General features: G+C 46.8%; 22 protein-coding genes. 2 read left to right on the top strand and 20 right to left on the bottom strand.

Features of this window, described 5'->3' with window-relative positions; all coding sequences use genetic code 11:
* Window positions 1-112 precede the first annotated feature (112 nt).
* From BMY78_RS25495 to serS, 19 genes are all read right to left on the bottom strand, one after another.
* Entirely contained in the window at window positions 113-1,156 is a 1,044-nt protein-coding gene (locus BMY78_RS25495; RefSeq protein ID WP_090904139.1) for an EAL domain-containing protein, read from the bottom strand.
* 213 nt (window positions 1,157-1,369) lie between these two features.
* Window positions 1,370-3,628, bottom strand: coding sequence for a bifunctional 2',3'-cyclic-nucleotide 2'-phosphodiesterase/3'-nucleotidase (locus BMY78_RS25490; RefSeq protein ID WP_090904138.1), 2,259 nt, complete (start codon window positions 3,626-3,628; stop codon window positions 1,370-1,372).
* A 477-nt stretch (window positions 3,629-4,105) separates the two neighbouring features.
* The gene (locus tag BMY78_RS25485; protein ID WP_076290637.1) at window positions 4,106-4,522 is read right to left on the bottom strand and encodes a pyridoxamine 5'-phosphate oxidase family protein; all 417 of its coding nucleotides are present in this window, start codon (window positions 4,520-4,522) and stop codon (window positions 4,106-4,108) included.
* A 423-nt stretch (window positions 4,523-4,945) separates the two neighbouring features.
* The gene (locus tag BMY78_RS25480; RefSeq protein WP_090904137.1) at window positions 4,946-5,404 is read right to left on the bottom strand and encodes an NUDIX domain-containing protein; all 459 of its coding nucleotides are present in this window, start codon (window positions 5,402-5,404) and stop codon (window positions 4,946-4,948) included.
* Between the two features lie 63 nt (window positions 5,405-5,467).
* Window positions 5,468-6,235, bottom strand: coding sequence for a LamB/YcsF family protein (locus BMY78_RS25475; protein WP_090904136.1), 768 nt, complete (start codon window positions 6,233-6,235; stop codon window positions 5,468-5,470).
* Window positions 6,235-7,260 (bottom strand): 5-oxoprolinase subunit C family protein, encoded by a 1,026-nt coding sequence (locus BMY78_RS25470; protein WP_090904135.1) that lies wholly within the window; start codon window positions 7,258-7,260, stop codon window positions 6,235-6,237. Before BMY78_RS25470 ends, BMY78_RS25475 begins: the two co-directional genes overlap by 1 nt.
* Window positions 7,257-7,967, bottom strand: a complete 711-nt coding sequence (gene pxpB, locus BMY78_RS25465) for a 5-oxoprolinase subunit PxpB (RefSeq protein WP_090904134.1) — start codon at window positions 7,965-7,967, stop codon at window positions 7,257-7,259. The genes BMY78_RS25470 and pxpB overlap by 4 nt, the downstream gene beginning before the upstream one ends.
* A 109-nt stretch (window positions 7,968-8,076) precedes the next feature.
* The gene (locus tag BMY78_RS25460; protein ID WP_090904133.1) at window positions 8,077-8,667 is read right to left on the bottom strand and encodes a histidine phosphatase family protein; all 591 of its coding nucleotides are present in this window, start codon (window positions 8,665-8,667) and stop codon (window positions 8,077-8,079) included.
* On the bottom strand, window positions 8,664-9,254 hold the full coding sequence (locus tag BMY78_RS25455) for a DUF1572 family protein (RefSeq protein WP_306459226.1): 591 nt from the start codon (window positions 9,252-9,254) through the stop codon (window positions 8,664-8,666). The genes BMY78_RS25460 and BMY78_RS25455 overlap by 4 nt, the downstream gene beginning before the upstream one ends.
* 33 nt (window positions 9,255-9,287) lie before the next feature.
* The gene (locus tag BMY78_RS25450) at window positions 9,288-9,617 is read right to left on the bottom strand and encodes a DUF952 domain-containing protein (RefSeq protein WP_090904131.1); all 330 of its coding nucleotides are present in this window, start codon (window positions 9,615-9,617) and stop codon (window positions 9,288-9,290) included.
* Between the two features lie 51 nt (window positions 9,618-9,668).
* Complete coding sequence (locus BMY78_RS25445; protein ID WP_090904130.1) at window positions 9,669-10,226, bottom strand: GNAT family N-acetyltransferase; 558 nt, start codon at window positions 10,224-10,226, stop codon at window positions 9,669-9,671.
* A 15-nt stretch (window positions 10,227-10,241) separates the two neighbouring features.
* Window positions 10,242-10,646: a ribosomal maturation YjgA family protein gene (locus BMY78_RS25440; protein ID WP_090904129.1), complete on the bottom strand. Its 405-nt coding sequence runs from the start codon at window positions 10,644-10,646 to the stop codon at window positions 10,242-10,244.
* A gap of 3 nt (window positions 10,647-10,649) precedes the next feature.
* Window positions 10,650-11,201 (bottom strand): GrpB family protein, encoded by a 552-nt coding sequence (locus BMY78_RS25435; protein WP_090904128.1) that lies wholly within the window; start codon window positions 11,199-11,201, stop codon window positions 10,650-10,652.
* Window positions 11,202-11,508: 307 nt separating this feature from the next.
* Window positions 11,509-12,615: an Ig-like domain-containing protein gene (locus tag BMY78_RS25425; RefSeq protein ID WP_090904126.1), complete on the bottom strand. Its 1,107-nt coding sequence runs from the start codon at window positions 12,613-12,615 to the stop codon at window positions 11,509-11,511.
* 450 nt (window positions 12,616-13,065) lie between these two features.
* Entirely contained in the window at window positions 13,066-14,172 is a 1,107-nt protein-coding gene (locus BMY78_RS25420; RefSeq protein WP_090904125.1) for an undecaprenyldiphospho-muramoylpentapeptide beta-N-acetylglucosaminyltransferase, read from the bottom strand.
* Complete coding sequence (locus BMY78_RS25415; protein WP_090904124.1) at window positions 14,121-15,146, bottom strand: polysaccharide biosynthesis protein; 1,026 nt, start codon at window positions 15,144-15,146, stop codon at window positions 14,121-14,123. Before BMY78_RS25415 ends, BMY78_RS25420 begins: the two co-directional genes overlap by 52 nt.
* Before the next feature lie 168 nt (window positions 15,147-15,314).
* Window positions 15,315-16,700 (bottom strand): sensor histidine kinase, encoded by a 1,386-nt coding sequence (locus BMY78_RS25410; RefSeq protein WP_090904123.1) that lies wholly within the window; start codon window positions 16,698-16,700, stop codon window positions 15,315-15,317.
* Window positions 16,693-17,340 carry a response regulator transcription factor gene (locus BMY78_RS25405; protein WP_090904122.1) on the bottom strand — a complete coding sequence of 216 codons (648 nt, stop codon included), beginning with the start codon at window positions 17,338-17,340 and terminating at the stop codon, window positions 16,693-16,695. Before BMY78_RS25405 ends, BMY78_RS25410 begins: the two co-directional genes overlap by 8 nt.
* Window positions 17,341-17,559: 219 nt before the next feature.
* Window positions 17,560-18,858: a serine--tRNA ligase gene (serS, locus tag BMY78_RS25400; RefSeq protein ID WP_090904121.1), complete on the bottom strand. Its 1,299-nt coding sequence runs from the start codon at window positions 18,856-18,858 to the stop codon at window positions 17,560-17,562.
* Window positions 18,859-19,239: 381 nt separating this feature from the next.
* Here serS and BMY78_RS25395 point away from each other — a divergent pair, with 381 nt between their 5' ends.
* Window positions 19,240-20,475 carry an MFS transporter gene (locus tag BMY78_RS25395; protein WP_090904120.1) on the top strand — a complete coding sequence of 412 codons (1,236 nt, stop codon included), beginning with the start codon at window positions 19,240-19,242 and terminating at the stop codon, window positions 20,473-20,475.
* A 449-nt stretch (window positions 20,476-20,924) separates the two neighbouring features.
* Here the strand turns inward: BMY78_RS25395 and BMY78_RS25390 are convergent, their stop codons facing one another.
* The gene (locus tag BMY78_RS25390) at window positions 20,925-21,413 is read right to left on the bottom strand and encodes a DUF2798 domain-containing protein (RefSeq protein ID WP_090904119.1); all 489 of its coding nucleotides are present in this window, start codon (window positions 21,411-21,413) and stop codon (window positions 20,925-20,927) included.
* 191 nt (window positions 21,414-21,604) lie between these two features.
* On the opposite strand from BMY78_RS25390, the gene BMY78_RS25385 reads away from it, so the two are divergent.
* Window positions 21,605-21,991, top strand: a complete 387-nt coding sequence (locus BMY78_RS25385) for a VOC family protein (protein WP_090904118.1) — start codon at window positions 21,605-21,607, stop codon at window positions 21,989-21,991.

The raw sequence follows: 21,991 nt of genomic DNA, 5'->3' as shown, positions 1-21,991 counted from the left end.
ATATATCGGCTGAATGAGCGTATTTATTTGATTGAAAAAATTCCATGGCATGTCAAACAAGCCACTCCGATCATGCGAAGTGACTTGTGGGTACATCCATATTTTATTACATTCACGCAGAGGTTTTTCCGTAAGGACCTTGTGGAGGATATGCGGTTGGCTTACCAAAATAATATCCTTGTGCCAAATCAATACCCACGGATCGACAGAATTCAAATTCCTCAATTCGTTCAATGCCTTCAGCAAGTACTCGCCCGCCAAATCGACGCGACATCTCAACAATATCGATAATTTGCTGTTGTTTGTTTAGAACATGATCACAATGATCAATGAGACTCCGATCTATTTTGACAAAATCCGGCTCCAGCCGATTCATTACTTCGATCGTCGAGAATCCGGCTCCCACGTCATCCAAGGCAACCGACATCCCATGAGAACGATACACCTCAAAAATACGCTGCAAAATGGACATATGCTGAATCTGTTCCGTTTCCACCACTTCAAACACAAAATCCTTAGGGTCTAGCGAAAGGCGTTCAATCGCTTCAAAGGTGTGCGTCAGGCAAAATTCGGGGTTATAGATGGAAGAAGGAAGGAAATTCACGAAACGTTTGACACCATGCGGTAAAAGAACGGCACTCGTCTCAATGGCAGCAATACGTGCTGTCCGATCCAGAAAAGAATGCAATCCGGTATCCCGTGCAACTTCAAATAATTCATAAGCACTGAACGATCTGCCCTGTTCAGCAGGACGAAGTAAAAACTCAAATCCGATGATCTGCTCCGATGCATCTACGATCGGCTGCATATGACTGCTAAATTGATGCTCCAGGATAACGGAAACCAGATCGGCATGTTTGAGGCGAGCTTCCTGCATGGAGAGACTGATCCAGCTATCCGCATCAGCCTGACCATATAGTTGAGTGACCTGAACCGTTAACTTATCCGGCAGGGTCGCTTCAATCTTCCGAATATCCTCAATACATTGCTGTGCAGATTCAAGATTCAAAAAATGCATCCAGACGAGTTCATCCGAATGTTCGACATATCTTCCCTGCACTTGCAGTGCTTCGAGCAAAGCGGGGGAGATGGGACGCAAATACAGGGTACCTTGATCCTCTATAGGATGAATTGGGCTGCAGCCACTGCAATTCATGTAGAACCCCCTTGCCAGTTTGTGATTCTATCTCATTAATGTTTACTGGTATATACCCAAAGTTTGTAAATATTATAGCATGGGTATTGAAATTTATCTCTACTGTTTTGATGACTTCAACTATGACGGTTACTGATGCATTAACGGATCAGCATAGCATGAAAAAGACCGACAGTCTGCTGACTGTCGGTCTTCATTTACCGCTAATTCATCTTAAGAAGCGGGAATTACGATTTTCTGTCCAACTTTAAGATTGTGCACATTTGTAATTTTGTTTGCGGAAACCAACTTACGCCAGTCCACCCCGTATTTCAAACCGATGCGGTAGAGGTTATCTCCTTTTTTCACTACATATACCACTTTGCTGCCTGTTGGTTTCTCAGGTTGTGGCTTGGTTGTAGGTTTAGTTGGAGTTGGGTCTGGCTTCGTAGGCGTTGGAGCAGGCTCCGTACCTGTTTCAGGAGTCGTTGTTGCTTCTCCTGTCAATTTCAAGCCATACTCAGCAAAACCATCATCGTTTGTCCCAATGAAGGACATCGCCGGGTTCGCTTCAACCAATGCTTTGGCATCTGGGGAAGACGCGAACACCACTTCAAGATCGTTAAGTGCAGCTGCCGTTACACCTGCAGAAGGCTTAATTGGCGCAAGCGACCAGTTGCCATCTGCTGCCGGGTTAATCGTTTTGTTCTCACGGATATAATCAATGATTACTTGACGATTCTCATCCGGTGCAGCCAAGACGATGCGTTTACCGTCCGGGTTAGCCAGTTTGGACGAAGAAGCACGATAGTTATTCGTTGCCACGATGAATTTTTGTGCCGGATCAATTGGTTTGCCATTGAAGCTCAGGTCTTTAATCCGGTTAGCCGAAGCATTCACAATCGTTGCTTTGCTATCGTATTTCGCTGGTTGAGTTACATCAATCTGGTACGTAACACCATCGATAACGTCAAAGTTATACGTTGGGAAGTCCATATTAACCAACTGCTGTTGTCCGCCTTTTGCCGGGTCGATCTGGTTAAATTGGCCAGCAGACCATTCCAACCATTCTTTCAGCTCAGCGCCATTAACCAACACGGCATGTACCGTATTTGGATACACGTACAAGTCAGCTACGTTTTTGATCGCAATGGTGCCTTTAGGAATATTCGTGTAATACGAAGCACCTGAACGTCCGCCTGCTTTGAACGGAGCTCCTGCAGACAAGACTGGAATATCTTCGTATTCTGTTCCTTGCATATGTTTTTCAACATACCATTTCTGTGCATTCGTTACGATCTGAATGGATGGATCATCCTGAACCAGTGCAAAGAAGCTGTTGATTGGAGCTGTCGTTTCGCCGACTGGGCCACGCACATACTCAAGCGTACCTTCATGTTCGTCATGAACAGCATCAACGATCTCTTGATCAGCATCTACCAGAGCTTTTTTGTTGGCTGTGTCATAGATAGGGCGTGCTTCCACTTTGGAGTCTGCCACTTTCCACTTACCGTCTACCAGTTCCAGATCCAAATCGATAATACCAAGGTGGTCACCCCAGAAACCAGGCTCTACAGCAGGAACGCCATTGATTGTACCTTTTTCAAGGTCTACACCTTTTTTACCGGCAAAATCAGCGCTCGGGAATACTTTATGGGCATGTCCAAACAGGATGGCATTAATGCCTTCAACCTGGCTCAGATACAATACCGAGTTTTCCATCAGATCCGTTTGCGGAATATCTTCAAAACCGGAGTGAGGAATAGCCACAATAATGTCGGCACCTTCAGCCTTCATTTTAGGAATGAATTTTTTCGCAGTAGCGATAATGTCTTTGGCAATGACTTTGCCTTCCAGATTAGCGCTGTCCCACTGCATCACTTGTGGTGGTACAAATCCGATGACACCCACCTTGATGGTGTGCTCTTTGCCACTCTCATCGGTAACTTTTTTGTCTAGAATTTTATACGGGGTAAAATAGTTCTTGTCATTTGTCTCATCGTCGTCACCGTCATCTACATATACGTTGGCATTGATGTAAGGGAAGTTTGCACCTTCCAGCGTCATGTCAAGGAAATCCAAACCATAGTTAAACTCATGGTTACCGATGTTTCCTGCATCATAATCGAGCAGGTTCATCGCTTTATATACAGGGTGAGTCTCACCCTTTTTGAGTGGATCAATCTTCGCTACATAATCCCCGAGCGGGTTACCCTGGATCAGGTCACCGTTGTCGAACAGCAGGCTGTTCTTCGCTTCGTCACGGGCTTTTTTGATCAGTGTAGCTGTCTTCGCCAGACCATACTGGTCTGTCTCTTTGTCGGAATAGTAATCATAGTTAATCAGGTTGTCGTGAATGTCCGTTGTTTCCATGATCCGCAATTTAACCTTGGTTGCGTCCGCAGCCGATACAGGTACCGGAAATACCGCAAGCACGTTTAATGCAACCAAAGCGGCAGTCAGGCTCGATAATACTTTTTTACTCTTTCTCAAAATAACCCCTCCCGGTTATGTACATTGAATCATGCATTAGTGGGCAAACGAATAAGCGCAGAAATGCGAAAGATCTCATGGGTTGTGCGTACTGATTTTCCGATCGTATGGTTCAGAATCTCAGGTTAGTTTATCTCACATGAACATCTATTCATATCTGTGCGTATCGTTTACATTCCAAATCATAACGCAATGTTTAGCCATTGAAAAGCATTATTTTTTACGTTATCCGCACATACCTGCCCCAGTTTACAATAACATGCGTGATTTCGACATCTTTTGCATGTTTTTGGATGAAAATAGTTTACTCGCGTTGTTAAAAACGTATATTACATGTGTCTTACATCTATATCCATATTAGCTGAATCTTTTCATATCAAAAAACCGTGAAGCCTTCTGGCGTTCACGGTTGGCTATATCTTTTCCGAATTGTTGGCACGGCCTCCACTCAGAAAAGGTGATTTTCAATATGCGAAATTACTGCTCCCACACCTGATGCTCATGATCTTTGCCGGTGTATTCAATCCGATTTGGGGTGATGTCCAGAATGACATAATTGGGATCGTTCGGGCCGTCAAACCAAGCTTTTAGTTCATCATTCCATACCTGTTCGCGCAAACCTTCATTTTTCGTCACTTCGCATGTTCCTTCAATCTCGACCACTTCCTTGGAGCCGCCCGCTTCATAACCTAACAAAAGGCTGACGTTCGGATTATTCTCCAGCTCCTCTACCTTGTGTGTACGGCGGTTTGTCGCCAGATGAATGTTCATTCCATCGTTGAAAAGCGCCATATAGCGGGATTTCGGTTTACCGTTCTCCACCGTGGAGAAACTGCAAAAAGGGTTGTTTTCCAATGCTTTTACAATGTTTTGTTCCAGTTCAGTCTGGTTCATGGGAAATGCTCCTTTCGATTTGGGGGTATATAAGCTGAACTAACTATCATTACACTGAAGCACTCCACTGACAGACGACCTGCGTGGGTAGCCGTTACGGGTACGGATCGTTCTTTCGATCGCTGTTATCCCCAGATTTTTTTTGAAATCCTATTTCATAGGATAAAATCTCGGGGATAAAGGCGAACGCTACCGCTTCTCCAGAATCGATTCCGTCCCCTCCACTACTTCTACAGTTCTTCCAATTAAGATGCTAAGCCAAAGTTTAGATAGAAATGCTTCGCTTAATTAGACTTCTGTCCACTTCGTTGCCGTGTAACTCTTGGTTCCGCTTATATTAAGATTTTATATATAAGCCTGTACTTATAGTGTACCCACCTCATCTATGGTGAATCCATGAACCTGTTCGTAAACGTGACCGTTTTAATTCAAATCTCCAAGATAAATGCGTGATGAATTCTTATTCTGCAGCAACTCACCAATGGTTTTCGGATATAAGCGAACCTTGGACAGCTCTTCGATAGGAATCCATTCTACAGCGACCTGATGGTCGTCTGGACTGGAGCCTTCAAAGATCGTAGCTTTTGGGTCAACTAACTTGCATTCAAAATAGAATTCAACCTGGTGGACATCAGCATCCCACTCTGCAAATTCATGGTTTTTTCCGATATACTCCCGGATATGCAGCAGTTCTCCCACCGTCACCGCCTGTCCAATCTCCTCCAGACATTCACGCGCAACGGCATCCTTGAGTTCTTCGCCTTTCTCCTGTCCTCCGCCGGGGAAAACATAAGCGTCCCCATATTGATCCTCCAACCGGATCACCAGCAAACGTCCATCCTGTACAATAACAGCCTTCGCCGAATTACGTATCGGTTTCATGCTCTACTTTCACTCCTTACAAACTCGTATATTTCAACCTCTGGCCCTCGGATACTATAGCAATCATCTAGCATCTCCAGGTGCAGACAGCCTAACTCCCTCAGATTCAAGCAACGTACGTATCTCTTGAGCAAATGCAAGGGCATGCGCTCCGTCACCGTGGATGCAAATGGTTTCTGCCTTTATGGATACAGGTGTACCTCCCGTCGACACAACAATGCCCTCTTTCACCATACGCAGCACTTGAGCAAGAGCTTGTTCCGTCTGCTGAATGACAGCTCCTGGCTGACTGCGTGGGGTTAGCTTCCCATACGGGCCGTAGGTTCGATCTGCAAAAACTTCACTGACGCTGCGCAGTCCAATGCGATCCGCTGCCTGTATCATTGCACTGTCGGCCAGGCCATAGAGATACAATTCCGGTTGTACTTTATAGATCGCCTCAGCGATTCCCTCAGCGAGACGATCATCTTCAGCAGCCATGTTATACAAGGCTCCATGAGGTTTCACATGATGCATGCGCCCTCCGTATGAACGGACAAAAGCATTCAGCGCACCCATTTGATACACTACCATGTCATAGGCTTCCCGGGGTGTAATGTCCATACGTCTTCTGCCAAAACCCTGTAAATCCGGCAGACCGGGATGGGCGCCTATAGCGACCTGATGCTCCAATGCTTGCTGCACCGTTTGTCGCATCGTTGCCGGATCACCCGCATGAAACCCACAAGCGATGTTGGCTGAAGTGATTAGCGGCAGAATCGACTCCTCCGACTCCATCCGGTACACCCCGTAACTTTCACCAAGGTCACAGTTGATATCCACCGTGTTCATTAATGGTCCCCCATTTCTGCCAATCTCCTGCGAATCAGCTGATCGGTTAGCCGCCACTCCAACTCCTGCTCCAGGAATAGCTGCTGTGCTTCTTCATATGTAATCCGTTCAAAAGCAACCCGTGCACCCGGCCTAGCCTGTGCAAGTATCGGCAAATCTACCCGGGCCACCTGTGCAATCACTGGATAACCCCCAATGGTCTGATGATCCGCCATCAATATGATGGGCTGACCGTCTGATGGCACCTGAACTGTGCCATAGGTGACGGCTTCAGACAGCCGATCCATTGATTGACCGAGTTCCAGCTTCGCACCTTCCAAGCGATACCCCATTCGATCCGATTGGGGAGAGATCACATATCGTTCTTTATGGAATCGTTCCAGGCTATCTTCATCAAACGCTGCAATATCTTTGCCCGGCATGACACGAATAACAGGTTCAGCATGGTAGGCGGGCCATTCCCTGCTGGACAAGTACCAGGCAGGTGCATGCATCCGCCGGTTGCTCTTCTCGGCTTCTACACTCAATCCATGCAACGCCGATTGCGCTTCATAAGAAGCTTCCCCCGCAAACAACCTGTCACCCACCTTCAGGGCACGTCCTTCAACCCCACCAAAACCTGTCTTAAGATCCGTACTGCGACTACCCATCATCTCAGGTACTGCGATTCCACCGGCAATCGCCATATAAGACCTCAAGCCAGAACGACATCGCCCAAATCTCAGCACACTTCCAGCAAGCAGCACGACCGGACGCCATAGCGGAACAGGCAGGCCATCCACAGTTGCCGTCAGATCCGCACCACATAGAGAGATCAGCCGAGTCTTATGGAAACGAAGCTCCGGTCCCGTCATCGTCATCTCCAGCACAGCCGCATCACGGGAATTCCCAACCAGTGCATTGGCTGCTCTGGCTGCAAAGGTATCCATAACTCCGCCCGGATGAATCCCATACCGGCGAAATCCTGTTCTTCCTTCGTCCTGAACGGTGGATAACAAACCTGGGCGAATGACTTCAATACTCATCGTTCGCCCTCCTTTAATTCCAGATACTCCTGATGAGATATCGATGCAAAACGAACCCGATCACCAGCTGCCAGCAGACTTGGCGGATTTTCCATCGGACGAAACAACGCTAGTGGCGTACGCCCGATGCACTGCCATCCCCCTGGGGTCGTTACCGGGTAAACTCCCGTTTGTTTTCCACCAATGCCTACCGTTCCCGCTTCAACCCGAAGCCGAGGTGTAGAGCGTCTGGGCGTAGCGATCTTCTCCGCTAATCCGCCCAGATACGGAAAACCCGGCGCAAATCCGATCATGTGAACCAGGTAATCTCCGGATGTGTGAATAGCTATGACCTCATCTGGCGTAAGCCCATGTTCAGTAGCGACGTATTCCAGGTCAGGACCCAATTCACCACCATAACATACAGGAATAATGATCGTTCTGGGTTGAATTAGCGTCACCTCTTGCATCTTATTCAACTCATGAAGCAGCATCCCGCATACCTCGTGGTATGGGGAGAGCAATGGATCATAGAACAGTGTGACCGATGCAAATGAAGGTAGCCACTCCAAGATGCCCGGCAGCCGGCTCTTTTCCAGCAAAGCACATACCGACATCACCCTCTGGTGCACCGCTTCAGATATGGTGTCCCCACAACGGATCATAACCCCTGTTTCGCCCAGAGGAGACAGCGCATCCTCAGTCCATGAATATGGCAGTTTAGTCATGCTATCACCCTCCTTGTCCACAAGTTTATAATCCCTTGATCATTTTTTTCTCCAAAGCCTGCAAAATAAGTGAATGAACAGCGGGAAAGGGCTCTGCGTCTTCTATCTATCACAACTCCTTGTAGGAATCAAGATGTGCGCTGCAATTGTATAGCTCGCATTGCCAGGACTCCGCTTCCCAAGAAATCCGGGTGATCGACGTGTTGGACAGCTTTGCGCTCACATCAATTTCAGGCACCAGACCTCGCAATGTATTCCGGAGAATAGCGCCATGGCTGACAACAATCACTTTTCCATTGGGATGCTGCCGTACAATATCTTCTAACGCGGCAATGCCTCGAATTGTACCTGCATCCGCAAGCTCTCGGCCTAAATCCAGAGTGTTCCAATCTGCTCCCCATTTGGCTACACGTTCAGCCTCGGTCGTACCTTCCACCTGCCCACCGCCCATTTCACGCAACCTCGGGTCCAAATGAATCTCCTGTATTCCCAAACGATCTCCAATGATGCGAGCCGTCTCACTTGCACGCTCCAGGTCGCTTGCATAGATGGCATCCCACGTTTCCTCACTCAGTCTTGCAGCAAGCAATAGTGCCTGTTCTCTTCCTTCCTGATCCAGCGGATTATCCGTTTGTCCCTGTGAACGTTTTTCCTTATTCCACGCCGTGCTTCCATGGCGAATCAATGCGATCTGTGTCATTGCTGTTCCTCACCTTTACCTTTTTCTATGTGTAATTCATCATCTGTAAAATGTTTTCGTGCCTTCGGCTTGGCAAATTTGCCACCATTATATTGATCCGAACCATTTCTCGGAATGGAAAGACTGTTCCATGAGGTTTCTTTGAGCATTTTGGCCGCATAGATAATCTGCCCCACATGATAGGGGTAATGCGCCAATTGCCGGATAATTGCTTCCATGACGGTATGTCCTTCATTGCGAATATATATAATATGAGACAGTTGCTCCGGTGTAAAAGAACGAATGGCTCCAAGCAGACAGTTCCAGCCTTCCTCCCATTTGGCGAGCAGCTCTTCCCGGGTAGAAATATCATTCACAAATTCCGCATCACGTTCACGCCATGGCTTTTCTCCATCGGTCGTCAGCACATCCGTCCAACGGGACAGCATATTGCCCCATAGATGCTTCACAATAACCGCAATGCTGTTGGCATCTTCATTCCAGGATTGAAACAGCTGCTCGGATTCCAGTTGCTCCATGGCCTTTTCCCCAAGCTGCTTGTAATACAAAAATTGCTTCTCGGCTGTATCCAGAAATACCTGATTCATATCCACACGTCCACAACCCTTCACAAAATGTATTTATTCAGGAAAAGAAAACGTCCCGTCCTCATTCGGTTCAAAGGAAATGACTTTCCGTACAGCATCCAAATTAAGTTCACCATAGATATGCGGAAATAGTTCATTCAACTCATACAGGTCCTCATACACCAGTTCCGGTTTCAAGGCCCTCTCATCAATGCCAAGCAATAACAAATCCGTACGCCCTTGATAATATTGAGCCGCTACCCATGGAATCTGTTCTTTAGTGGAACAATGAATGAAACCGTCCGTCTCCAGGCTATCCGGTGCATACACGCTCTGTTTGGACACCTGCTCCCATACCGCTTGGGAAATAATACTGTAGATCATTGTTCCGCCTCCTTCAATTTCTTCTATGTATCCTGCATGTCATTGGAAGTATTATAGATCATCCCGGATACGGGAGTACAATTTTTGATCTGTAAACACACCTTTAATCTTCAATTGTTTACGCAGCAAACCTTCATATGACATGCCCAGCTTCTCCATCACTCGTGCAGAGCCGATGTTGCCTGCATTGCATTTCCCCTCCAGCCGATTGCAGTCCAATTCCTGAAAACAGTACGCAACAATCGGCTGCATCGCTTCTGCCGCAAGGCCTTTGCCCCAGCAACTGCTGGCAATCGCGTACCCCAGCTCAGCACTTTGCATGGATTCATTGAGATGAAAAATGCCACCTCGCCCGATCAGCCTCCCCGTTTCCTTCAGAATAAAGGCCCATATATAGACCGTCTTTTTCTCATAATTGTCCAACACCCTTTGAATATATTGAACGGAGTCGTCCAACGTTTCATGACAGTTCCACAGACTTTGCTGACTCACGTTGGGATCGGAGGCAAACATAAAATAATCATCGAGGTCGTTAAGCGTAAGACGTCTCAGTACCAAGCGATCTGTCTCAAACTCAGGTGATTCCGTAAAAAGCTTCTCTACCTTCACTTAAGTCCCTCCCCATCATCTAGCCTTCTTATTTCTTAGGAAATAACGATCAATCCCATACACACACAGAATGCCGACACCATACCTCAACAGATCCATTACCAGAAATCCACGTCCCAAAATAAGCGCACCCAGCACCGTTGAACGCACTTCGTTCAGCCAAGAAGTCTGAATCATTTGCGAACATTCGACGGCCCAGCTAAAAAGCAGGCTCACCATCAGCGCCAACTCTTTGCTGCGATTAATCCAAACCATCCGTACCCCAAAATAAATCATCGCTGCCCACAAGGCATCACCAAAATGCTCACGTACAAAATCCGGTAAAAGTTCACCAAAGTGTCTGGACGCCAGTCCTGCCGCCATGGTTATGATCACTGCGAAGAAATAAATCAGCCTCTCTTTGAAAAACGCCTTCATCATGGATCAAATGCCTTCATCAAGCACTTGTAAAATAAAATCCGTTTTGGCAGCGGTATATGCTTCTCTGTCATCCTTATTCTTATTAGCAAGTTTAGCTTTCAAAGCCGCATAAACCTCTACCAGATCCGGCCGCTGTCTTAGCACATCCCGAAACTGGATTTGGCGATCCCAACGTTCTTCGCCTGGGCGCATCAGATGAAGATGTACAGCCCTCTTGCCATCTTTCACTCTGACCCAGAAACGTCTATATTCCCGACCATCCAGTTCAGGTGGAACGTAGTTCCAGTCGACCGGATTCAGCTGATCGGCAATCAAGTCCATGTCCTCCCACGACTGCACCTCTCCCATCAAATCAATAATGGGCTTTGCGGGCAATCCGGGAATGGACGTGCTTCCGATATGTTCAAATCGATGAATATTGAGCTGCTGTAATAGTTCTCTGAGCTGGCGAATCTCTTCCTGAGCCTGTAGGCCCCACATAGGGTTAGCTTCAACAATCTCTACCGATTCTGTCGCCCATTTAGGCCAATTTTCCGGTTGCAGATGAACTGTCATGCAGATGCTCCCTCCTTTGCAGGACTGAATTTCAATCGGTATTCTTCCAGGTACTTCATATGGGATCGTTTCTTCGCGTCCTCAACTGTGGCAATCATCCCGAGTGTCAGTATCGAAAGTAGGATGAGAAGAAGATACTTTACGTAAGTCAAACCATAGAAATTGTTATCTGAGCTTATAATTGAAGAATTCAGTTTCATCACATCCAATTTTTTTATACTTAAAAGGGGCGTATGTCTACGCCCCATCTGTTTCTGTTCACGATGATGAAATGACCTTAATGGATATACTTCATTCGTTGAAAATTTTATTTTACCGTTACCGGTATAGTAACTTTTTTATTGCCCCACTTGGCAGTGATGGATGTTTTGCCTTTACCCACGGCCACAATCTTGCCGCCCGTTACTGTGGCTACACTTGGTTTGGTGCTGCTCCATACCGCACTGCTCGTTACAACCGTGGTTTTGCCTGTATCATACTGCGCCATCACACTCAGTGTTGTACTTGCCTGTGGCGATAAGACGAGTGTTTTCTGGCCTGTGATCAGCTTCTTGAGCAAAGGAACAACGGTAACCTCTGCCTTTATTGTCTGATTTTGATAAGTTCCTGTCAAGGTGGCTTGTCCTTCCGTCAGTGTTTTGACTGTACCATTCTTGACGATGGCTACATTATTGTTGGAAGAGGTCCACGTTACCTGTTTCGAAAGATTAATCGTTTTCCCATTGGCATATGTACCGATGACCTTCAACGCTTTCGATTTCTTAATATTCAGCTGCATGACAGCAGGAGTCACTTCGACTTTGGTAATCTGGTCCGTAATCGCTACGGGAACTTTAACCGTCTCTGAGCCATATTTGCCTTGTAACATCACTCTGCCAGGCGTAATTCCTTTGATTTTGCCACTCTCCAGCACCGCGGAAGCACTCGATACCGTCCATACAATCTCGGATGTCACGTCTTCTTCCTTGCCGTTTGCACGCACAATGCTTACTTTGGGCAGCGTACTTTCACTACCTTTGACAAAATTATAGGAACTTGGCGAAGCTTTGATGCTTTTAATTTTATCCTGAACCTTAACCACCAATTGCGCTTTGGCGCCATCTACCTGTGCGTATATTGTCGCTTCTCCCGCTGCCACAGCCTTCAATTTGCCTTTAATAATGGTGGCAACAGCTTCGTTACTCGTGGACCATGTGACGCCACCCGTAACATCCTGCTTGTTATCAAATCCTTCAATAACCGCCATCACCTGAAGCGTAGCTGTCTGGGACACACTCATCTGTTGCGGACTACTGTTGGTAATCTCGATAGATGTCACGTCACCCGTGGCTGCTAGGGCAAGCGAAGGAGCCAATGCTGCCAATACTAAAATAAAGGCCAAGGCGCCTCGTATTGCTAATTTCATTCCATTCATTGCAATCCTCATCTCCTGTAATCCAATATTTTACTTCTATTATATTATATCGGAAACTCATTACATAAAAGTGAATATCCCAAATAAGTAGAGGCATTCTTCAAGTCACTAGGAAGTGACTGAAAAATGCCTCTTTATTCAGAATAAGAACGGAATTGTAACAGGCTGCAATCCTATATAAATTAAACTATTCATTTACACAGAAACGGAGAGGACAGAAAAAACCTGGAAAAGCGAAGCGTTCGCCTTTATCACCGGATTTTCCCCTTGAGAAAAGGAAATTTTAAAAATCTGGGGATAACAGCGATTGGAAGGTTATTCTGTCATCGGAGTGTTCAGTGTAAAATCTTTAGTTCTACTTATATAGTTTAATTCAATAAATGTTTTGAGATAATCAGGATAGATACGATGAGAAAAAAGAACATGACCAGCAGCAGCTCGGGAAATCTTTTACTCATGTTCAGCTCTTTCTACCGAAGAAACCGTTGTACGAATAAGCTGCAGAACCTTGTCAACGGCGTTGTCCGTTCCACTCGCCTTCATATGGCCTACCATATGATCCCTCTCCATATATACAAGGTCAATATCTCGCAGGAATGTCTGAGGACTCAGCTGCTCTTCCTGGAGAACTCTTGCATAACCTCGCTCCTGAAAATACTTCGCGTTCAGCGTCTGTCCAACAAGAGATCCGCCGTTGGCATGGGGAATCAGGAGCATCGGCTTCCGCAGCAACAACCACTCATGGATCGCATTGGAGCCAGCACGTGACACGACCATATCCGCCATAACCATTAAATCCGCAAGTTCTTCATGCACATATTCAAATGCCTTGTAGCCTGCAAAACTTGGGAAGGATGAGTTCAATTTACCTGTACCACATATATGAATGATTTGATAACGCTTGAGCAGTTCCGGCAGTGTTTCAAGTACCATATGATTAAGCTTTTCCGAGCCCTGACTGCCACCCATAATCAACAGAATAGGTCTGTCGGAGACAAATCGGCAAAAATGAATCCCCCGTGCTCGGCTGCCAAGCTTCAACTCCTCCCTGATTACAGGTCCCACGTACATCGTCTTTCCTGAACCTTTCGTGGAGGCGAACGTCGCGGTATCCATAAACGTAGTACACATCATTTGGGCGTATCGCCGTGACAGCCTGTTGGCCAGACCCGGATGTAGATCCGGCTCCAGAATCAGCACCGGAACCCGGTTCCACCTAGCACCCACTACAGCAGGAACAGCTACGAATCCCCCTAACGAAAAGCATACATGAGGTTTAATTCTTAAAATGAGCAGATAAGCCTGCAGCACTCCTAGCATAATTTTGAACACATCGGAAATATTCGCCCACGACCAATACCTTCTCAACTTGCCTGTTGCAACCGCATGATAGTGAACTGCCGGGATTTTGCCGATTAATTGACGCTCGATGCCATGCTTGGAACCGATATAATGGATTTCCCATTTCTCCTGAAGCAATCTGGAGATCAGAATGAGATTGGCTGTCACATGACCGGCGGAGCCGCCTCCTGTAAATATGATCCTCCGTTTGAACACAGAAATCCCCCTCTCCACAGCATATCGCGTACTTCCGCCTTGGTCATGATGACATCCTCCGAATGATATCCTCTGCCAGGAAGAATAGATGTCCCACAACCCTCTTTATCCGCTAATTTGGCTGAAGGGGAGGTCGTAACAACAAAGTAGGACTTCTCCTCCTCCGCTTCCTTAACGTTTTCCCAATCTGAAATCAGCGTTTCATAAAGCCGTTCACCCGGACGGGCACCGATGAACTGTATCGGAACATCCTTTTGCCCAGCATCCTCTGCCAAAACCTGTGCGATATCCGTTATTTTGCAGGATGGCATTCGGGGTACAATAATCTCGCCGCCCTTGCATTGCTCCATGGCCGACAGGATAATTTCCACGGCGTCTCCAAGGGGAAGAAAAAAACGTGTCATTCTGGAATCGGTAACGCTAAGTGGCTGCTTCAACTCAAGCTGGCGTTTGAATAACGGTACTACGCTGCCCGTGGAACCAAGAACATTCCCGCTTCGTACACAAACAAAGCTTGTAGCGGAACGAATGTCAGCTAATAAAATCAATTTTTCCCCGATGGCTTTGGTCATCCCGTACATGCTGGAAGGATTCGCTGCCTTGTCCGTAGAGACATATACCACCTTCCGCACGCCATTCTCGATTGCAGCATCAATGACGTTCAGCGTTCCGATAATATTGGTCTTGACTGCACAATCCGGTTGGTCCTCGCAGACCGGAACATGTTTAAGCGCCGCAAGATGAAAGACATCATCTACATCCTTGCAGGCACCTGCCAGCTCCCAGCGGTCTCTGATATCCCCCAGTACAAACTTCACTCTCGGGTCAGGGATGGCTTGTCTCATTTGAGCCTGAAGCGAATCATTTCGTGAGAAAATACGTATCTCTTTTGGCTCCTGAACGAGCAATTGTTTGACCAACTCTTCTCCCCATGAGCCAGTGCCTCCCGTTATTAAAAAGGTTTTATTGAACATCGGATATCCCTCCATAAAAGTTCAGATTTGGTGATAGGCCTTATCCTAAGGCAATTGTGTTACATCAGTATGACAGGGGAACAATTGGCTTTTCCCAACGTTAACAAGCTCTAATTCAGGTTGCTTCTCACACACAAAAAAACCACCATTTGCATGGCGGCTCCTTCATTAACGTTGTATTAAAGGTAAAGAAAAATAAAACATAACTTTTCCATCGGCTACGCTAAGGCCATAGTCGGCATGGTGATTCTCCAGAATCGTCTGGGCAATAGACAAGCCCAGTCCCGTCCCGCTAAACTTTTTGCTGCGCGAACTATCCATTACATAGAAGGGCTCCCAAACCTGATCCCACTGTTCATGCTCTTCCTTATCCGTTTCATTGGCGATACCGAAATATGCCGCTTCCTCTTTCAGTTCAAGTGTAATGGTTATTCGGTCACCGCTTGTATATTTCACCGCGTTGGTCATCCAATTGTGCAGAACAGACTCCAGCTTTCGTCGATCAGCCAGCACCCAGGTCTCGGCAGTCCATCCATCCTCCACTTCCACATGCAAGCCATGCTGCTGAAATACGGTTTCATAGGTATGAAGGGTCTCCGTGAGCAGTTGGCGAAGATCAACGGGTTCAACATCATATACTTCAGCCTGTAATCGGGATAGCTCCAAGAGACGGTCAATTAAACCAGCCAGCTCTTCGCTCTGTTGCTCGATTACCCCAGCATAGGTTCCGTCATCCAGGCCATCCTGAATACCAGAGGCATAGACTCGAATCAGGGAGAGCGGTGTTTTCAATTCATGCGAGATATCCGAGATGAACGTTCGCAGATTGGCGTTTTTCATTTCCAAAGAATGCTGCGCCTGCTGCAATTTGTCGCTCATCACATTGATGCTGCGTCCTAAAGACTCAATCTCATCACCTGTCTTTATATCCACCTTCGTAAACGATAAATTGGAAATGGCCTCAGCCGTTTCGCTTAGTTTTGCGAGCGGTTTAACAATCCGGGCAGTATACAACACGGAAAGCAGGATAAGCAACAGCAGCATGCCGAGCCATATGTACGCGTTGAACTGATTAATAATTCGAATCGTCTCCGCTGAATGGGAGATGGATTCGCCGACAGCAAACACAGAATCCCCCACCTTCACAAAGTTCACGAGAAAGCTTGATTTCAACTTGGTCTGATCATAGAATTTATTAACCCGGGCACCCTCACGCAGCGCAGAAATACTCTCCTCTGTCAGCCAAAATTTACTGAGGGCAATCCCCTTGCGGTTATATTGAAATAACAATTGATCGTTAATATCATTCACGCTATCCTTCAACGAAGCATAAGCGATAGCGACCTCGTATTGCCTTTCAAGGCCCTCAATCCGTGGCAGCTGAACGCCATGTTCTGAAGCAGAGATTTCAGTCGTTAACTCGGCCAATTTCTGCTTTTTTTGATACAAAAAATAGCTGGGCAGGAAAAACGTATTGACGATAAAGGATAGGAAAAAGACAACACACAATGCACCAATAATGCGCACGAGCAGTTTTCGGGTCAGTTTACTCATTTTGATCCTCTAGGCAGTAGCCCATTCCCCGGTACGTTTTGATCGAATCTTCTCCAATTTTCTCACGCAGTCTGCGGATATGAGTGTCTACGGTGCGTTCCTCACCGAAATAATCGAAACCCCACACCTGATCCAGCAAAATTTTACGGGTTACGATCTGCCCCTTGTTCATTCCCAGAACCCTCATTAATTCAAATTCCTTATGGGTAGCCCCTACATCCACTCCACCACGGTAGATCTTCTGGCCTTCCAGATCGATGGTCAGTTCTCCCACCATGATCTTGGAGGATAGTTGCAGCAGCTTCTTTACACGCAACAGAAGGATACGCGAATCAAACGGCTTGCGCAGATAATCATCCGCCCCGGCCTTCAAGGCAACAAACTCATCATCCGATTCCCCTTTGGCTGTCAGCAGCAGTACCTTCGCCCGACTCGTACGCTTGATTTCCCGGCACACCTCGACACCGCTGCGACCTGGCATCATCCAATCCAAAACCGCCAAATCAATTTGATTATTATAAAAGAGATTCAGGGCCGCTTCCCCATCCTCGGCTAAAAACACCTGAAAGCCCTCTTTAACAAAATAGGCCTTCAATATTTGCAGCATCAGCGGTTCATCATCCGCCAGCAGCAGGTTCATATCTGCACCTCCTTTCCAAACTGGATTCTACTATACAATCTGTACGTTACAGCTGTGTGACATACCCGTCTGGTTTGGCCATTTCCCACATCTCTATACTGTGGCCTTCGTAACACAAAAGCGCTGAACACTCTTCACTGGTCCCAACATCACAGGCAAAACAAAAAGGAACCCCCACAAGGGTTCCCTTTTTACTTCTCAACACAGCGTGTAATCCTTTTAAATCTCTTCATCTTCGTGCGGCAAAATCAAATATTCGGCACCGCCCATATAAGGCTGAAGTGCGGCTGGAATACGAATGCTTCCATCCGCCTGCTGATGATTCTCCAGCAATGGGATCAGTATACGTGGCGAAGCCACAGCCGTATTGTTCAACGTATGGCAGTATGCAAGCTTGCCTTGGGCATCACGACAACGAATATTCGAACGCCGAGCCTGGAAATCATGCAGATTCGACGACGAATGTGTCTCCCCGTACGCATTGCGGCTTGGCATCCAGGTCTCAATATCGTACTGTTTGTACGTTTTCTGCGACATATCCCCTGTACACACAGCAACTACTCGATAAGGCAGTTCCAGCAATTGCAGTAATTCTTCGGCGTGTCCTGTAATTTCCTGCAGCATTCGCTCCGATTCTTTCGCATCCGGTGCACAGAGAATGACTTGTTCCACTTTGGCAAATTGATGCACCCGGTACAATCCGCGTACGTCCCGCCCGCCTGAGCCAACCTCACTGCGGAAACATGTCGATGTGGCAGCCAGCTTGATTGGCTCCTGCACATCCACAATCTCATCCGCATAATACGAAACCAGCGGCACTTCCGATGTTCCCACCAGCCACTTGTTCTCGCCTTGTAATTCATAGACCTGATCCCTCCCTGTGGGGAAGAACCCCGTGTTCAAAAGGGTATTCTCCCTCACCATCAGAGGAACTTCCATTGGCGTAAATCCATGCTTCAGCAGCAGATCAAGCGCAAGTTGCTGTACAGCCCGGTGCAGGAGCAGCCCTGCTCCTTTGAGCACATAGCTTCGTGTTCCGCCGATTTTCACCCCACGTGGGATGTCGATTAGATCATGCCGTTCACCGAGTTCCACGTGATCCTTGGCCTCATAATCGAATACCGGCAGCTCACCCACACGTCTCACCTCCACATTGTCCTCATCCGATACGCCCAATGGCGTATCCGGCGATACAACATTGGGTACCAACCATTGCAGCCTTGTCACTTCCTCCTGCACAACGGCAAGCTTGGCTTCAACATGCGCCAACTGATCATTCAGCTGTTTCACCTGTCCTCTTAAACCCTCGGCTTGCTCACGCTCACCAGCTTGCATCAGTCTGCCGATATCCGCAGATAACGAATTACGTACTCTACGCCCTTCTTCCGTTTCCAGTAAAAGAGCTCTGCGCTCTTCGTCCCGTTCCAACAATTCGCGAATACTGATATTCATTCTCTTGCCAACTGCCGCAGCTTGCACCTCTTCTGCATGTTCCCGAATCCACTTCATTTCCAACATGGTCACCGTCTCCTTTGGCTGTAAAAATACAAAGAGCGCCCTCATCCCTTGGGACGAGGAGCGCTCTGCTCGCGGTGCCACCCAACTTGCTGAACCAGAATATTCTGGTTCAGCCTCTTGGTCCGCGATAACGGGCGGTTCCGGTTAACTTGGGGAATGGTTCGCTCCCCTGGCGAAAACGCCTCCGAGTTGGATGCTCTTCAACGGCATGGTCCGATCTGTAATTGTTGTTTTTCAGTATATACGAACTTTAGCCTCCATTGCAAGTTATCCGTGCATACCCTTACATGTCCTGTTATGATAGAGATTGTTTGTTTTTAGGAAATACTCCTGAATGGCAGACTTACTACATAACATAATATCTAGAAGGAGTTTTTCTTCATGAAAAAATTGCTTTGGATTGGATGCTTGTCCTATTTCCTCATCGGACTTGCCCATGTGGTTCTCGGCTCCATCCTACCCGTTGCTCTTGAACATTATGGCAAGGATTATAGTCAGGGAGGCACACTGATATTTGCCCAATTTGCCGGGTTCCTGGGTGGTGTATTGTTATCTCCGTGGTTGAATAAACGCTTCGGGAAACGAGGCGGTCTATTAATTGCCGCAGCGTTGCTCTGCATTGCAGAGTTATCCTATATGCTGCTGCCTCCTTGGGGCTGGATGTTCGTCATTGCACCTGCAGCCGGATTCGGATTCGGTATGATAGAAGCTGTCATCGGTACAATTATCATTGCAGCAATTAAAGATAACACGGCGGTTGCCATGAGCCGACTTGAAGTGTTATTTGGTATCGGCGCCATGGTCATGCCGCTCATTGCCAGCGGTCTGATTTCTGCCGGGTACTGGCGCATGTCGTTCCTCGTGGTTGCCGTCTGTGCAGCGATGACTTTTATCTTCTGGGCCAAAAGTTCATTCGGTGAGCTGGACAACGAGCTGAGTCGACGCAGCTCAGACCAGACTTCTGTACACACTCAAGCTGCTGAATTGCCTCAAGGATCGAATCCTGAAGACATTAAACCAACTCGCTCAACCTATCACGGCCGTAATTTGGCTCTTCTGTCTTTATTTGTTTTATTTTTCTTTCTCTATGTCGGCACTGAAATGAGCCTTGCCAACTTCATGCCAGCCATTCTGATTGAGAAAATGAACATGAAGGAAGCAGGTGCTGCACTTAGTGTTACCTGCTTCTGGATCGCCATGTCCGTTGGACGACTGTTTGCCGGATATATTGCGGAGAAATTCCAATATCGCGTCTACGTTCTGTACAGTTGCCTTGCAGCAGTTGTGCTGCTGATGATCTTTCCTTTTACCAACCAGATCTGGTCGGCATTTCTGATCATTCTGTTGCTCGGGCTCGCATTATCTGGTGTATTCTCCATTGCCCTCGTCTTCGCCAGCAAAATGCTGCCTGGAACAGAAGAATCAACGCCCAGCATCCTGATTGCGTCAGGTGGGGTTGGTGGTGCCATTCTGCCTTTGGTTACAGGCTGGAGTCTGGACCATCTGGAGGTTAACCAGTCCGCATGGATGCTTGCCATTTTAGCAGTTGGTCTGCTGATGATCAGCGTGATTGCGTATCAATGGCAGAACAAACATGTGGTCGATACAGTGACTTAACAGTTATGTGTCGAGGCAGACCTGAGAATTAGAATCAGAAATAGAATACCTATTATAGAGATTGAGATGTCCACCGCCATGAATTGGCGGTGGACATTTTGTTGTAGCGTTATTCTGTTCTAACGAACCTGGTACACGCTATTCATCTCCATTTCTGCATGTTTGAAATCTAACGAATCCTAGAGACGTTATTCTAGATAATTAGCTCCAAATCAAGGTCTCGTTGCAGTTTCTTAGCATAATAACGCCGCTGAGATTCGTTAGATTTTTCATTCCTTAAAAACCGGCCTAATAAGATGTTCTCGATTCGTTAGCGCTGTAATCATGGTAGAAAGTGTCCTACCTTTGCCTCAGATCACCTTTCATTGAAGGTGATCATACGATCTATTTATTTGCACAAGATTGCCCAGGAAATACTTTCAGGTGCTCTAAATCGGAACTAACGTTATTTAGGTTGAAGGGACTACACTCCCCTTATCCTTAATGAATTTACCGAATACATATCGAACGAGTGGTCCCAGAATAATAATTTGGTAAGGAAGCGCCAGACTGAAATTACGAGCAATCGTATGAAGATACGTACTTAGTACGGAGGCTCCATTTAACTGATTCGCAAGATAAGCGGAAATCATTCCGTACAAGGACATGATCAGAACCATCCCAATGACCATGAAAAATGACATAGCGAGCACGCCCAAAATTTTATTGGATTTGTCAAAAGGTAAGGAAAATGCAATTTTTCTCGCTACAGGTCCAACAATGAAGAACTCCACCAGAAACGCAATAATAAAACACAATATGAATTGAAGCAGTATATCTAGCGCGGACATCTTGCTCAATAACCCATTGTGCCATAAATTGAAAGTCATCATGACGATGACCATTCCTGTGCACATCATCATTCCAAAAACAATCTGTTCTTTCTTCGTCGTTGGCAAATCTCTCATCCTCTCTGTTTACCTTCGTAATTATAGAGATGATGAAGCCTTCCTCATAAGTGAACATTCTGTGAACAATTATAATTTTCCCAAATTAAAAATCGGATTTGACAACCCCGTAGTACAGCCCTATGATATCCCTTAAAATGGTAGAAAAGATCCACTGCATATTTAAAGGAGGATTTTTGATTATGAGTTTTCAAAAGCGCATTGACCACGTCGGCATTGCCGTTCGCGATCTGGAGACCACGCTGCGTTTCTACACGGAGATTGTTGGTCTTGAATTGAAAGACCGGGTAACCCATACCAACGGTGTCATTCAGCTCGCCTTTCTCGGCTTCAACGGAAGCGATGAGACCGAGATTGAGTTGATTCAGGGATACAGCGACAAGCTGCCTTCCGAAGGTACGGTGCACCACTTTGCCATCCATGTCGATGACCTTGAGGCCGAGTATAACCGCATTAAAGAAACCGAGGCCGAGTTTATTGATGGAGAGATGATTACACTGCCTAACGGTTACCGTTATTTCTTCATCTATGGACCTGAAAAGGAATGGATTGAGTTCTTCCAGCGCTAA

Origin of the sequence: Paenibacillus sp. OK076 (assembly GCF_900110055.1) — a bacterium.
GTDB lineage: Bacteria > Bacillota > Bacilli > Paenibacillales > Paenibacillaceae > Paenibacillus.
The sequence above is the reverse complement of the archived record's forward strand: the minus strand, read 5'-3'. Positions and strand labels throughout refer to the sequence as shown.